Raw genomic sequence first — 14,910 nt, 5'->3', positions numbered from 1 at the left:
TCATGGAGTTTAAAAAAATCCAACTTAATGGATTTAAATCTTTTGCTGAAAAAACAAATTTTTTAATCGAAGATGGGTTAACTGGCATCGTTGGTCCAAACGGTTGTGGAAAATCTAATATTGTAGAATCTTTAAAGTGGGCTATGGGAGAAACCTCGGCAAAAAGCATGAGGGGCTCTGGAATGGAAGATGTTATTTTTAATGGAACATCAAATAAAGCATCAAAGAATATAGCAGAAGTTTCTATTATCGTAGATAATACAAATCATGAAGGAACTCTGCAATACAAAGACATGGACAAGGTGGAGGTTAGAAGAAAAATTGAAAAAGATAAAGGCTCTAAATTTTATATAAACAATAAAGAAGTAAGGGCTAGAGATGCTCAAATGTTTTTTGCAGATTTGTCGACTGGTGCTCACTCACCATCAATGATAAGCCAAGGTCGTATTGGAGCTTTGGTTACTGCAAAGCCAACAGATAGAAGGGCAATTTTGGAGGAGGCAGCTAACATTTCTGGTTTACATGTAAGAAGACATGAAGCTGAACTCAGATTGAATGCTGCAGATACTAACTTAAAAAGAGCTGATGAATTAAGAAAACAACAAGAAAAGCAATTGGCCAGTCTTCAAAAACAAGCTGAAGAAGCAACAAAATACAAACTTATCTCAGAAGAAATTAAAAAAATTGAAGCAGGTTTATATTATTTAAAATTATTAGATATTGATAATGAAATAAAAATAGAAAATGAAATCAATAGTGAAGCTGAAGGGGAAGTGAATAAATTTAATCAGGAAATAACTGTATTTGAGAACTCCATTAAAGTTGAAACAGACAAAGTTTCTCCATTAAGAGAAAAAAATATTGAAAACCTCTCAAGGATTCAAAGACTAAATTTAGAACTGCAAAATTTAGATGAAGAAAATGTAAGAACTCAAGATGAGATAGAAAATATAAAACGATCCCTTAAAACTATTGAAGAAGATATTGATAGAGAAAAAGGAATTGTAATAGATGCTAATTCGAATGAAAAAAGATTAAAAGAGGAAAAAAATGAATTAATAGAAATAGACTCAAAATATTTTGAAACAGAAAAATTATCCAATCAAGATCTGGAAAGGGCCAAAAAAAAATTGAAAGATGAGCAAAATTCTGTTGACGAAATTATTAATTTTTTTGCTGATGGAAATATAAATATAGCTATTGATCCAATTAAAAGTGTTAAGAACACAATAACAAAAATTAAAGAGTTAATTAATAATAATGAAATTAATCAAGCTTTTACCCTGCTAGATAGATGTCAAATAGAAATAGATGAATTTTTAAGTAATTTAAAGGATGAAGATAGCAAAAAAAAACTTTCTAATATTAATAAAAAAAATGAAAATATAAAATTATTGCAAGAAAAGTATGCAGATAGTTTTAGTAAAAATCAGTCAATAAAAAAAGAATCTATTAAAAGAAACGAAAGAATTAAAGCTATTGAAAATGAAGTTGAAAGTTGGAAAAACTTATTTTTAAATTCACAAAAAATGGTAGAAGAATTAACTGAAAGAAAAAATAAATTATTATCACAATTAAGTGAACGTGACCAGCAACCCAAAGCCCAAGCAGAAAAAAAAGGTCAAACTAACGAAGGTTTAAGGATTTCACAAAATGAAAAAATTGAAAATGAAAAAATAATTGAAGAGACAGATAAAAAAATTAATTCTTTGAGGCTTGAATTAAATGATATTCAGGAAAAATCTATTCAAATAAGAGAAAGGAAAGCAAGCTCAGGTGCAACTATTGAGGGATTAAAAAAACGTAAAGATGATTTATTAGAAAGAGTTAGTTCTGAACTTAATCTTAAAGAAGATGATATTCTTGAAAATTCCAATTTAAATGGTGTTGAAGAACTACCAAACTCAATTGATCAAGAAGAATCATTAGATAAAAAAAAGAGAGAAAGAGAAAAGCTTGGCTCAGTTAACTTGAGAGCTGATGAAGAAACAAACAAATATGAAACAGAAATTAAAAAAATGGAACAAGATAGAGAAGATCTTGTATCTGCAATCATTAAATTAAAAGAGAGTATTAATGAGTTAAACCAAAAAGGACGGGAGAAGCTTTTAGAAGCATTTAAAAAAGTTAACAGAAAGTTTAACGAAGTCTATACAAAATTATTTAATGGAGGAAATGCCAAACTAGAACTAGTAGACTCTGATGATCCACTAGAAGCTGGTTTAGAAATGCTAGTAAGTCCTCCAGGCAAAAGACTACAGTCTATAACTTTACTTTCTGGTGGTGAACAGGCTTTAACAGCTTTATCACTTATCTTTGCTGTGTTCCTGACTAATCCGTCCCCGATCTGTGTGTTAGACGAAGTTGATGCTCCGCTTGATGATGCCAACGTAACAAGATTTTGTAGTCTCTTAGAAGATTTAACAAAAATAACTAATACTAAATTTATTATTGTTACTCACCACGCTCTAACAATGTCTAAAATGAACAGACTCTATGGGGTTACTATGCCTGAAAAAGGAATTAGCCAATTAGTAGCCGTTGATTTACAAAAAGCTGAGAGTATGGTCGCTTAACAATCAAATGCCAAAAGATTCTCTTAAAACTCGCCTAGAGATTGCAAAGTCAAAAATTTCTGAGAGAAAACTTTATAAAGAAAACAAACCACCCTCCTCTATTGGTACTGCTTTTAAATTAAGCACAGAATTAGTATCTGCAGTAGCAGTTGGGACAATTATAGGGTTTATTTTAGACGCGACCTTTGGTACTAAGCCCTGGTTAATATTAATATTTTTTTTTGTAGGTGTGATTGCTGGCATTATTAACGTATTCAGATCTGCAAAAAATATGCAAGAATAGATTTAAAAAATTATGGCAACAAATCCAATGCACCAATTCGAAGTTTATAGAATTGGACCAGAAATAAAGTTAGGTGCAATAGATATATCATTCACAAACGCAAGTTTATTTATGGTTATTAGTTCTTTAGCAATATTATTAATTTTTAATCTTGGATCTAAGAAAAATTCATTACTACCAAATAAAGTTCAGCTTCTAGCAGAACTAAGTTATAGTTTTGTTTCAAAAATGATTAGTGATACTGCTGGATCAAAAGCAAAACCATATTTTGCATTTATCTTTTCTTTGTTCATGTTTGTATTGTTTTGTAACATGTTTGGAATGATTCCTTATACATTTACAGTTACTAGTCATATCATTGTTACTTTTATGTTAGCTTCATTTATTTTTATTGGTGTAACAATAATTGGTTTTATGAAACACGGTTTTGGCTATTTAAAATTATTTGTACCAAGTGGGGTACCAGCAGTTCTTCTGCCATTAATCGTTGTTATAGAAATTATTTCGTATTTGAGTAGACCCATAAGCCTTTCTGTTCGTTTATTTGCAAACATGATGGCTGGTCATACTATGATGAAAGTTTTCGGTGGCTTTGTAATAAGCCTCGGAATAGTTGGTGGATGGCTTCCACTGAGTTTTTCGGTTGCACTAACTGGTTTAGAAATACTAGTTGCTTTTCTTCAAGCATATGTTTTTGCAATCTTAACCTGCATCTATTTAAACGATGCAATAAATTTACACCATTAACTTACAAGGAGGATATAATGGAATTAGAAGCAGCAAAAATGATCGGAGCAGGACTAGCAGCAATAGCTCTAGCTGGTGCCGGTGTTGGAATTGGAATTATCTTTGGTAATTACCTTTCTGGCGCAATGAGAAATCCATCTGCAGCACAGAAACAATTTCCTAATCTTTTATTAGGATTTGCTTTAGCTGAGGCTACTGGTTTATTTGGATTAGTTGTTGCATTAATTATTTTATTTGCATTTTAAATTTAATGATTAAAAAAATATTTTTTCAGTCGATATTTTTAAGCTTCCTATTTTTTATGGAAGCTTTTGCAGCTGAAAGTGGAGGTATGCCTCAATTAAATCCTGAGTTTTGGATTTCCCAGATTTTTTGGTTAACTATAACTTTTGGAATATTATACGTTGTTCTATCTAAACTTATACTTCCAAAAATAAGTTCAAACCTTGAGACAAGAAAATCACAGATCGTAGATAATATTGAGGCAGCAGAAAAACAAAGAGAGCAGAGTGAGTTAAATATAGTTGAATATGAAAAAATAATTCAAGATAGTAAAAATGAGGCTAAAAATTACTTCAAACAAAGTAGAGAAAAAGTGCTAAAAGATATTAATCTTAAAAAAAATGCTTTAGATAAAGAGTTAAGTTTAGAAATTCAAAAAGCTGAATCTGAAATACAAGAGCTTAGAGATAAAGCTCCTGAAAAAATTAATAAAATAGCTGTAGAGACATCTACTAACTTGCTGCAACGGTTAATAGGTGCAGAAGTTAATAATAGTAGCATCTCGGCAATTGTTGATGACCTATCAAGAAAAAAGATGGATAAATATTATGGTAATTGATGCAACTTTTTGGGTAGCAATATCTTTTGTAATTTTTATTGGAGGGTTAGTTTATTTAAAGATACCTCAAAAAATTAATGAAATTTTAAATAAACTCATTTTAGATATCAAAAACGAGATTAATGAGAGTGAAAAATTAAGGTCTGAAGCAAAAATTTTGTTAGATAACACACAAAGCAAATTAGATACTGCTCAAGCAGATGGTCAGGAAATTTTAGAACAAGCAAAAAAAGATGGTGATTATTTGGTTATAGAAATGAATGATAAATTTCATAAGTCATCTGAAATCAAAAAAAAATTAGCAGAGAATAAAATTATACAAATGAAAGACGCAGCACTTAAAGAAATAAAAGATGTTTCAATAAAAATTGCTGTAGAATCTGTTAAAAAAATTATCAGTACATCAGTTAATAAATCAAAACTTGATGGTTTATTTGATAAAAATTTAGAAGAAACAAAAGTTGCATTAAAAAAAATCAACTCATAATTATCTGACAATTTTTAAAAAAAAATATAGATTGAGCAAATGAAATCGATTGTCATTGGTTCTGGTTTTGGTGGTATAGCAGCTGCTTTAAGGCTAAAAGCAAAAAATCATAACGTTACATTGATTGAAAAACTTCCTGACCTTGGTGGTAGAGCTAGAACATTTAAAAAAAATGGTTTTATATTTGATGGCGGTCCCACTGTAATTACAGCTCCTTATTTAATCGAAGAACTCTTTCAACTTTTTAATAAAAAACCAGAGAACTATATAAAACTTACTCCTCTTAAGATTTGGTATAGATTTATTTATGAAGATGGAAGTCAGTTTGATTATTCAGGTAATGAGGAAGAAATGAGGAAACAGATTAAAGAAATAAACGAAGAGGATGTTAAAGGTTATGAGGAACTTGTAAAATTTACTAAAAAAATATTTGACAAAGGGTTTACTGAACTGGCAGATGTACCTTTTGATAAACCTTTAATGATGATGAAACAACTGCCTGCGCTCTTAAAACTAAGAAGTTATAAGTCAGTCTACTCGTTAGTTTCTCAATATATTAAAAATGAAAAATTAAGACGCATGCTAAGTATGCATCCTCTCTTAGTTGGTGGAAACCCTTTTACAACAACATCGATTTATGGGTTGATACTTTATCTAGAAAAAAAATGGGGGATACATTATTCAATGGGTGGAACTGGCAATATAATTAAAGGTTTAGAAAAATTAATGATAGAAGAAGGAATAGAAATTATTAAAGGTCAAGAAGTTAAAAATATTATTTCAAAGAATAATAAAATTGAAGGTGTAAAACTACAAAATCAAAAAAAAATAAATGCAAATAATGTAATTTGTAATGCAGATCCACCTGCTGTGTACGAAAAGCTTCTTAACTACCCTAAGACTAATTCTCTATTTGAGTGGAAACAAAAAAGAATGCAGTATTCTATGGGTCTGTTTGTTTACTACTTTGGGACTAAAAAAAAATATCCTAATGTCGAACATCATACAATTAAGTTTGGTGACAAGTATGAAGAGCACTTAAATGATATATTTGATAAAAAAAAATTGAATAATGACATAAGTTATTATCTTCATAGACCATCTGCTACTGATAAAACTATGGCACCAGATGGAAATGATTGCTTCTATGTGTTAGTTCCAGTTCCAAATAATCAGTCTAAAATAAACTGGAAAATTGAAGGTGATAAAATGAAAGATCTTGTTATAGATAAAATGGAGAAAGCTTTATTGCCTAATCTAAGAGAAAATATTGTTGAAGATTTTTATTTAACTCCGGATTACTTTGAAAGGGAATTAAATACTAAATTCGGGTCGGGCTTTTCTATACAGCCAAAATTTACACAATCGGCTTATTTTAGATTCCATAATAAATCTGAGGTTTGTGATGGATTATATTTTGTTGGTGCCGGAACACATCCTGGTGCAGGTGTACCTGGCGTGCTATCCTCAGCAAAAGTTTTAGATAAGATTATATAATGTCTAATAAAAACTACCTGTCTATTTATGCAAAGTCTTTTAACTGGGCTGGTTCCTTTTTACCAAAAAAAACTTACCAAAAATGTTCTTCCCTATATGATTTTTGCAGAACTGTAGACAATATTGCAGATGATGATGGTGAATTAGAAATTAAAAAAAAAAATTTATTAGTTTTTAAAAATGATTTTCTTAATAAGAACTATAATAATATAATAATTAAAAATATGTGGGATCTTATGGATCACCATTTAATTAGAATTAAAGTTGTTGAAGACTTATTTGATGGTGTTGAATCAGATTTGAATAAAAAAGTTCAATTAAATAATAAAAAAGATTTGTTAATTTATTCTTACAGGGTTGCTGGCACAGTAGGCCTAATGATGGCAAAAATTTTAAATGTTAAAGATCAAAATTCAATAAAAGCTGCTATAGACTTGGGTATTGCGATGCAACTAACAAACATATCTAGAGATGTTGTGGAGGACTCAAACGTTAATAGATTTTATATTAAGAATGATTTTGAGACAATAAGTAATACCTTAGCGTTAGCTGATTTATTCTATAAAAGTTCTTTTGTTGCAATAAAGGAAATACCTTTTAAATTTAGATTTGCAATACTTGTAGCAAGAAGAGTTTACAAAAAAATAGGTGATAAAATTTTAAGAACAAAAAATATAGAAAATTACAATAAAGCTGGTAAGATTTATGTAAATAATATTACTAAAATTTATCAAACAATTCTTTCTATATTTGACTTAATAACACTTTTGCTAACAAAACAAAATAGTAAATTTATGAATAATGAACATTTTTTAATTAGTGAAGAAATAGATTTAAATGAAAGAATTTGATTATATAATTATTGGTGGTGGTTGTGCTGGATTATCTTTGGCATACGAATTAGAAACTCATAATAAACTCAAAAATAAAACATTAGCAATTATTGAGCCTAGACTAGAGTACAAAAGGGATAAAACTTGGTCTTTCTGGAAAACAACAAATCATAATTTTGAAGATTGTGTTAAAAAAAGTTGGGATAATTTTTCTATAAATATACCCAATAAAACTAAATTTTTAGAATGTAATAAGCTACCTTATCAATCAATTGATAGTGGACTATTCTATAAAAAAATAAACTCCACAATAAAAAAAAATCTGAATATTAAATTTTATAAAAATATTAATGAGGTAAGCTTAAATAACTCGCTTATTTTCAATAGTGTTCCTTCAATAGAATCTAACGAAAATCAGCTTTGGCAACACTTTAAGGGTATTGAGATCGAGACTACTAAAGATGTTTTTGATGAAAAGATAATGAATTTAATGGATTTTGATTGTCAACAATATGAAAGTGTTCATTTCTTTTACACACTACCTTTTAGTAAAAATAAGGCTATGGTTGAAACTACGTGGTTATCTAAAATGAATAATGATCTGGAAATGGATTATGATCAGCAATTAAAAAATTACATTGAAAATCATCTAAATATTAAAAATTACAAAATTAATTATAAAGAAAATGGTGCTATACCACTTTTTTATCCATCAAATGTTAATGAAAAAAATAAAATAAATATAGGTACCGCGGGACATATGACTAGATTAAGTACTGGATACACTTTTTTAAATATTCAAGAACACAGCAGATTCATAAGAGAAAATATTGATAATATTGATAAAATAAGAGGATATAAAATTAAAAAAAAATATCAATTTCTAGATAAGATATTTTTAAGAGTTTTAAATAATCATGCCAACCAAATGCCAAATATATTTTTCAAAATGTTTGATAACTCTCCTGAAACTGTAATTAAATTTCTATCTAATAAGAGTAATATATTTCAAGATTTATTAATAATACTTAAAACAGCTAAAAAATCGTTATTTATTAAAGCCCTTTTAAAATATAATGCATAGTCTAATAAATAAAATTAATTTCTATCATTCAATAATTTTTTTTCTTTTTTCATGCTTCATTACTTTGGCTGTTAATCAATTCGAAAACTTAATTATCTCTCCAGTGGTATGTTTATTTCTTATTCTTATAATTGGAATTTCACATGGTGCTCTAGACGGTCAAAAAGGTAAAAAACTTAGCCAATTATATAATATAAAAAAATCATTTTTTTTTTATTTAATATATTCTCTTATTGGGATTAGTATCATCATATTTTGGTTATTTTTTCCAACCGTGTCTCTTATTTTTTTTTTAGTAGTTGCCTCGTATCATTTTGGGAAAGAAGATACAGAATTTTTGATAAATAATAAAAATGTATCAAATCTAATTTTTTATTTCTTTAAAGGATCTCTAATTATAATTGCACCATTAATGTTTCACTTCGTTGAAACAATTAATATTTTTAAATTACTTTTAATAGAAAATGAAAAGTTTTATTTATTCTTAAACTTTATTGAAGATAACAGTATATTACTTTTTGCTTTATCTATTTCTTTACTATCTAGCATTTATTACTTTTTAAAAGATTTTAAAATTATAAACATTTTGATATTTTTAGATTTTTTTTCAATTATTGTTCTGAATTATTTTTTAACTCCACTAATTGCCTTTACAATATACTTTTGTTTCCTACATTCATTTCGACATACAATTTCACTGATAACAGAGCTCAATGAAAATAGTTTTAAAGTTGGTGCTATAACTTTTATAAAAAAAGCTATGCCACTTACAGGTTTAACTGCTATTTTTTATGTTATAAGCTTATATTTCCTTTCTAATTTCTACCAATTAAATGATGCAATATTAAAAGTTATATTTATTGGTTTGGCGTCTTTAACCTTTCCCCATATATTGCTTGAGTATCTTTTAGAAAAAAATGAAAAATAGAGAAATTAAAGTATTGTTATCTGCTCCAAGAGGTTTTTGTGCTGGTGTAGAAAGAGCAATAGAAATAGTTCAAAAAAGTATAAAAAAATATGGTCCACCAGTTTATGTGCGACATGAAATAGTTCACAATAAACATGTAGTGGATAGTCTTAAGGCAATAGGTGCAATTTTTGTTGAAGAGTTAGAAGAGGTTAAAGATAAAACTAGACCAGTAATTTTTTCTGCACACGGTGTACCAAAGTCAGTACCTCTAGAAGCTAATGGCTATAATATGGAATATATAGATGCTACCTGTCCTCTTGTTTCAAAAGTTCATAGAGAAGCAGAAAACCTTCACAAAGCTGGTTACCATATTGTTCTTATAGGTCACAAGAATCATCCAGAAGTTATTGGTACTATGGGGCAATTATCAGAAAATACGATTGATTTGATTCAAGATGAGCATGATGTTGAATTATATGAATTGGATGATAATAAAAAAATTGCATATGTTACTCAGACAACTCTATCAGTTGATGACACTAAAAATATAATAAAAGCTCTTAAAAAAAAATTTCCACAAATTAAAGAACCATTTAAAGAGGATATTTGCTATGCAACCACTAATCGTCAATCAGCTGTTAAAAATATTGCCAAGCAATGCGATATGTTTTTTGTTTTAGGAAGTAGAAATTCCTCAAATTCAGTTCGTTTGGTTGAGGTAGCAGAGCAAACTGGCTGCCCACATGCTCAATTAATTCACTCTGAAAGTGAAATTCCTTTTGAAAAAATACAAAATTGTAAAACAATCGGTGTTTCATCTGGTGCATCAGCGCCTGAAGTTCTAGTTGAAAATTTCATTAATAAATTGAAAGATAATTTTAAAATAAAAATTGAGGAAGTTGAAATTATCAAAGAAAATATTGTTTTTAAAGTTCCTACAAAATTAAATTAGATGGCTGTATACACTAAAATAAATAGTAAAGACATTCTATCTCTAAGTAGAGATTATAAATTAGGAAAAATAGTCAAATCTGAAGGAATTAAAAAAGGAATAGAAAATACAAACTATTTATTAAAAACAAATAAAAACAAATTTATTTTAACTATTTTTGAAAAAAGAGTTCGGAAAAAAGATTTACCTTTTTTTATGAACTTAATGGAAAAACTAAATCAAAAAAAAATTATTTGTCCAAAACCATTAAGGAATAGTGGCGGTAAGCACTTAAGTAAAATTCAAAATAAACCTGCAAGTATCGTGAGTTTTTTAAAAGGGAAAGATAAGAGTAAACTTAATTTTAAAAATTGTTTTGATATTGGAAAAAATATTGCAAGATTCCACAAGGCTGGAACTAAAATAAAGCTATATAGACAAAACTCTATGTCTATTAGTAAATTAAGTGGTTTATTGAAAAGTATAAGATTTAAGTCTAATAAAATAGCTCCAAAACTAAAACCTATTCTTAATGTATGCTTAAAAGATATTAAAAATCAATGGCCAAAAAAATTGCCAAGTGGAATTATTCATGGAGATTTATTTATAGATAATATTTTCTTTAATAAAAATAAATTTTCTGGATTTATTGATTTTTATTTTTCAAGTAACGATTTTCTGATGTATGAGATTGCAATCTGTATAAATGCCTTATGTTTTGATAAAAAAAGAAATACTTTTGTAATGAATAATAAAAAAATCAAACACTTAATTGATGGATATGAAACTAAAAGAACTATTTCAAAAAAAGAGAAGGACTCATTAAATATATTATGTAGAGGTGCAGCTTTAAGATACCTGCTAACTAGATTTTATGATTATTATAACACTCCTAAAACTGCACTAATTCAGATCAAAGAACCCAACGAATATTTTCAAAAACTAATTATCCACAACAATCTTAATAACTATAAAGATTATTATAAATAATGATAAAAATTTATACTGATGGTTCTTGTTTAAAAAATCCTGGAAATGGAGGTTGGGCTGCAATCATAAATATTAATGATAAAATAAAAAAAATTAGTGGAAGTGTTAAAGAAACAACTAACAATAAAATGGAGCTAATGGCTCCAATAAAAGCGCTTCAGGAAATAAAAGAACCACAAACTATTGAAATTTATACAGACTCACAATATGTGAAATTAGGCATTACTGATTGGGTGCATAAATGGATTAAAAATAATTGGTTAACCTCTAAAAAAGAACCAGTAAAAAACAAAGAGCTTTGGATGCAGCTTTATAAATTAAATAAATCTCATGAAATTAAATGGATATGGGTAAAGGCTCATGCTGGAAATATTCTAAATGAAGAAGTTGATTTATTAGCTAAGCAAGCTGCTGAATTAAACTAAATTTAAAAAATTCTGGGCAGCCGAAATTTCACACGCACCAGTATCTTCTTCTTCTTGTAATTTAATTACTTTTAGATTGTCTATTAACATTGTGTATCTATTTGATCTTATACCTAAACCTCTAGCACTCTTATCTACTTCAGCGCCTATTGCTTTCGTAAAGCTTAAAAATGGATCTGCCATCATCAAAACTTTATCTGTAACATTATTGCTCTTGCCCCAGGCCTCCATTACAAATGGATCATTTACTGAGATACAGGCTATTAAATCTACATCTTTTGCTTTGTATTTATCATAACTATCAACATATCCAGGTAAATGTTTGGCCGAACAAACTGATGTATAAGCACCAGGTAAACCAAATAAAACTATCTTCTTATCTTTAAAAAACTCAAATGTATTTTTCTTAATTGGATTTCCATCCTCCATAATAAAAAGTTCAGAATTAGGTATTGTTTCATTTTCTTTTAGTTTCATTATATTTTTTCCTTAATGTATTGTTGAGTTTGGCTTAGACTATTCGAAATAATATCATAATTTTCTTTTTCATTCATAACATATTTTAGCTCATCAGGTAAGTCAGGTTTAATTCCAATTGATTTATCTATAGCCTCAGGAAACTTGCATGGATGTGCGGTTGCTAAAACAATATTATTACCTTCCAAATTTACTTTATCTAAAGATCCAAATCCTATTGCACTATGTGGATCCAGTATAATATCATATTTAATGTGAACTTCTTTAATTGTATTTAAAATTTCTTTCTCACTCATGCTTGCTGATAAAAAATCTTTGTTTATTCTTTCCATTTTATCTTTTGAAATAACATATTTACTTTCCTCTTTAATTCCACGCATGATTTTTTTCGTTTCGTTGTCGTCACAATTATTTAAATCATAAATTAATCTTTCAAAATTACTAGCAATTTGAATATCCATACTTGGTGAGTTTGTTTCAGACACACTTTCTGCTTCATAATTTCCATTAGAAATTGCTCTATGCAAAATATCATTTTTATTAGTTGCAACTATAAATTTGTTTATTGGTAAACCCATTTTTTTTGATAGATAACCAGCATATACATCTCCAAAATTTCCAGTCGGTACTGAAAAATTAATAGGTTTTTTGTCATGTACTTGGAAATACGTATAAAAATAATAAACAGCTTGTGCAATAATTCTTGCCCAATTTATTGAATTTACACCTGACATATTAATTGAGTTAGAAAATTCTTTATCTGCAAACATTGATTTGACTAAATTTTGACAATCATCAAAGTTACCTTCAATCGCTATATTAAAGACATTCTTTTCTTTGACTGTTGACATAAGTTTTCTTTGAACGAGTGACACTTTTTCATGAGGGTGAAGAACAAATATATTCATATTCTTTTTTCCCTTAATTGCATCTATTGCAGCAGCACCTGTATCTCCAGATGTTGCAACTACAACATTTATGTTTTTATCATTTTTTTTTAAATAATATTCATAGAAGTTTCCTAATAATTGCATGGCTACATCTTTAAAGGCTAGCGTTGGGCCATGAAATAACTCTAAAATCGTAGTATCACTTAATTTAATTAAATCTACGACGTTATCTTTTCTAAATACAGAATATGATTTATCAACAATATCTGACAACTCATTTACTGTCATAAAGTCACCTATAAATGGATATATTATTTCTTTTGCTAAATTCTGATAACTCAAGTTGCTTAATACTTTTATTTCCTCAGTGCTGTATTTTTTAACTTCTTTTGGAACAAATAAGCCTCCATCATCTGCAAGCCCTTTAATAAATACCTGCTCAAAGTTATATTCTTTTGAGTTATCTCTGGTGCTTATGTATTTCATTTAATAATTTTTTTTTCTAAAATATAAATATAGTAAAAAAATTGAAATCGCTAACGAAAACCAAGTCATTGCATACTTTTTGTGGTTATTTGAAATATTTGCAGTAATCAATTTTGGTTTTGGTAATTCATTATTTCCAGAAAGATAAATCACATATGGGGAAAATTTCTTACCTGTAAACTTAAAAGTATCCTCTCTATTAAGTGTAAACCAATAATTATTTGAAAGATCGTTTTTGGGCTTAAATCTGTTAGCTTTTATTTGTATTTTTAAAATTCCAATTATATTATTTTCATCAACAATATTGATAATGTCATTACCTTTTTTGTTAAATGGTATCCACCCCCTATTTAGTAAATAGTTTTTATTTCCAATTTTTAATGGATTAATTACCTCAAAGCCTGGTTTTCCTTTTTCATTTAAATTATACAGATAAATTTGCTTTTCAAAATCAATTGATCCATTAGTTTTAATTCTTAAATAGTTTTTTTCATTACTGCTTTTAAGACTAACAGGATCATCTTTGAGTGAAGTTTTTATTTGATTGATTAATTCTAATTTCCAATTAAGCCTAATTATCTGCCAACTACCAAGAGCTATAAATACAGAAATAAAGAAAAATACAAAAATAGAAAATAAAAATTTATATCTCAATGGCTAAAAATTAACTTCCCCAGATATAGATAGCAGCAAATAAAAATAACCAGACAACATCCACAAAATGCCAGTACCATGCAGCAGCTTCAAATCCAAAGTGATGTTCTTTTGTAAAGTGACCTTTTCTTGCTCTCATTAAACATACTGCAAGAAATATAGTACCAATTATTACGTGAAACCCATGAAAACCTGTTGCCATATAAAATACTGAACCATATATGTTTCCTGAAAAATCAAAAGTTGCATGATGATATTCATAAGCTTGTAACAATGAAAAAAAGAATCCAAGTATTACAGTAAGTACAAGTCCTTGAATAAAACTTTTTCTATCACCTTCTAATAACGCATGGTGAGACCATGTTACTGTTGTTCCAGACAAAAGTAGAATTAAAGTATTAATAAGTGGAATATCCCACGGATCAAAAGTTACAATATCTTTAGGTGGCCATGTTCCTCCAATTGCTAATGATGGAAATAAACTTGCATCAAAATAAGCCCAAAACCATGCAACAAAAAACATAACTTCTGAAGCAATGAATAGTGTCATTCCATATCTGTGGTGAATTTGCACTACCGGTGTGTGGTGTCCTTGATGCTCTGCTTCAATAACAACATCTCTAAACCACATGTATGCTCCATAAAGTAATAATGCTAAACCAAGATACATTCCCCAAGAAACTTCACTATGCAAATAATAAACAGAACCTATTGCTAAAATTAAACAAGAAAATGAGACGTATATAGGCCATGGACTTGGATCTACTAAATGATAATCATGTTTTTTTTCTGCTGACAT

The 14,910-nt window shown here is 28.2% G+C and carries 17 protein-coding genes; 13 read left to right on the top strand and 4 right to left on the bottom strand.

Features of this window, described 5'->3' with window-relative positions; all coding sequences use genetic code 11:
* Window positions 1-2 precede the first annotated feature (2 nt).
* From VP91_RS03330 to rnhA, 13 genes are read left to right on the top strand one after another with little or no spacing between them, the layout of a single operon-like run.
* Complete coding sequence (locus VP91_RS03330; protein ID WP_169036017.1) at window positions 3-2,576, top strand: chromosome segregation SMC family protein; 2,574 nt, start codon at window positions 3-5, stop codon at window positions 2,574-2,576.
* Between the two features lie 7 nt (window positions 2,577-2,583).
* Window positions 2,584-2,859 (top strand): AtpZ/AtpI family protein, encoded by a 276-nt coding sequence (locus VP91_RS03325; protein WP_169036016.1) that lies wholly within the window; start codon window positions 2,584-2,586, stop codon window positions 2,857-2,859.
* Between the two features lie 12 nt (window positions 2,860-2,871).
* Window positions 2,872-3,606 carry a F0F1 ATP synthase subunit A gene (locus VP91_RS03320; protein WP_169036015.1) on the top strand — a complete coding sequence of 245 codons (735 nt, stop codon included), beginning with the start codon at window positions 2,872-2,874 and terminating at the stop codon, window positions 3,604-3,606.
* Window positions 3,607-3,623: 17 nt separating this feature from the next.
* Window positions 3,624-3,851 (top strand): F0F1 ATP synthase subunit C, encoded by a 228-nt coding sequence (locus VP91_RS03315; RefSeq protein ID WP_006997791.1) that lies wholly within the window; start codon window positions 3,624-3,626, stop codon window positions 3,849-3,851.
* 5 nt (window positions 3,852-3,856) lie between these two features.
* Window positions 3,857-4,447, top strand: a complete 591-nt coding sequence (locus tag VP91_RS03310) for a F0F1 ATP synthase subunit B (protein ID WP_248289210.1) — start codon at window positions 3,857-3,859, stop codon at window positions 4,445-4,447.
* Window positions 4,404-4,934: an ATPase gene (locus VP91_RS03305; RefSeq protein ID WP_248289209.1), complete on the top strand. Its 531-nt coding sequence runs from the start codon at window positions 4,404-4,406 to the stop codon at window positions 4,932-4,934. Before VP91_RS03310 ends, VP91_RS03305 begins: the two co-directional genes overlap by 44 nt.
* A gap of 39 nt (window positions 4,935-4,973) precedes the next feature.
* The gene (gene crtI / locus VP91_RS03300; RefSeq protein ID WP_169036014.1) at window positions 4,974-6,431 is read left to right on the top strand and encodes a phytoene desaturase family protein; all 1,458 of its coding nucleotides are present in this window, start codon (window positions 4,974-4,976) and stop codon (window positions 6,429-6,431) included.
* Window positions 6,431-7,282: a phytoene/squalene synthase family protein gene (locus VP91_RS03295; RefSeq protein WP_169036013.1), complete on the top strand. Its 852-nt coding sequence runs from the start codon at window positions 6,431-6,433 to the stop codon at window positions 7,280-7,282. The genes crtI and VP91_RS03295 overlap by 1 nt, the downstream gene beginning before the upstream one ends.
* A complete protein-coding gene (locus VP91_RS03290; RefSeq protein WP_169036012.1) occupies window positions 7,269-8,348 on the top strand; it encodes a lycopene cyclase family protein in 1,080 nt (359 codons plus the stop codon). Before VP91_RS03295 ends, VP91_RS03290 begins: the two co-directional genes overlap by 14 nt.
* A complete protein-coding gene (locus tag VP91_RS03285; RefSeq protein WP_211181497.1) occupies window positions 8,341-9,276 on the top strand; it encodes a Brp/Blh family beta-carotene 15,15'-dioxygenase in 936 nt (311 codons plus the stop codon). Before VP91_RS03290 ends, VP91_RS03285 begins: the two co-directional genes overlap by 8 nt.
* Window positions 9,266-10,210, top strand: a complete 945-nt coding sequence (ispH, locus tag VP91_RS03280; RefSeq protein ID WP_169036011.1) for a 4-hydroxy-3-methylbut-2-enyl diphosphate reductase — start codon at window positions 9,266-9,268, stop codon at window positions 10,208-10,210. Before VP91_RS03285 ends, ispH begins: the two co-directional genes overlap by 11 nt.
* Window positions 10,211-11,179 (top strand): homoserine kinase, encoded by a 969-nt coding sequence (locus tag VP91_RS03275; RefSeq protein ID WP_169036010.1) that lies wholly within the window; start codon window positions 10,211-10,213, stop codon window positions 11,177-11,179.
* A complete protein-coding gene (gene rnhA, locus VP91_RS03270) occupies window positions 11,179-11,604 on the top strand; it encodes a ribonuclease HI (protein ID WP_169036009.1) in 426 nt (141 codons plus the stop codon). The genes VP91_RS03275 and rnhA overlap by 1 nt, the downstream gene beginning before the upstream one ends.
* On the opposite strand, the gene VP91_RS03265 is transcribed toward rnhA, so the two are convergent.
* From VP91_RS03265 to VP91_RS03250, 4 genes are read right to left on the bottom strand one after another with little or no spacing between them, the layout of a single operon-like run.
* Window positions 11,596-12,081: a peroxiredoxin gene (locus tag VP91_RS03265; RefSeq protein WP_169036008.1), complete on the bottom strand. Its 486-nt coding sequence runs from the start codon at window positions 12,079-12,081 to the stop codon at window positions 11,596-11,598. The two genes, rnhA and VP91_RS03265, sit on opposite strands and share 9 nt — an antisense overlap.
* Window positions 12,081-13,457, bottom strand: a complete 1,377-nt coding sequence (gene thrC / locus VP91_RS03260) for a threonine synthase (protein WP_169036007.1) — start codon at window positions 13,455-13,457, stop codon at window positions 12,081-12,083. The genes VP91_RS03265 and thrC overlap by 1 nt, the downstream gene beginning before the upstream one ends.
* Window positions 13,458-14,111, bottom strand: a complete 654-nt coding sequence (locus VP91_RS03255; RefSeq protein WP_169036006.1) for an SURF1 family protein — start codon at window positions 14,109-14,111, stop codon at window positions 13,458-13,460.
* Between the two features lie 10 nt (window positions 14,112-14,121).
* Window positions 14,122-14,910 carry a cytochrome c oxidase subunit 3 gene (locus VP91_RS03250; protein ID WP_169036005.1) on the bottom strand — a complete coding sequence of 263 codons (789 nt, stop codon included), beginning with the start codon at window positions 14,908-14,910 and terminating at the stop codon, window positions 14,122-14,124.

It is taken from the genome of Candidatus Pelagibacter communis, from assembly GCF_012932795.1.
GTDB classification, from domain to species: domain Bacteria; phylum Pseudomonadota; class Alphaproteobacteria; order Pelagibacterales; family Pelagibacteraceae; genus Pelagibacter; species Pelagibacter ubique_S.
This window is presented reverse-complemented; position numbering and strand designations above follow the sequence as displayed.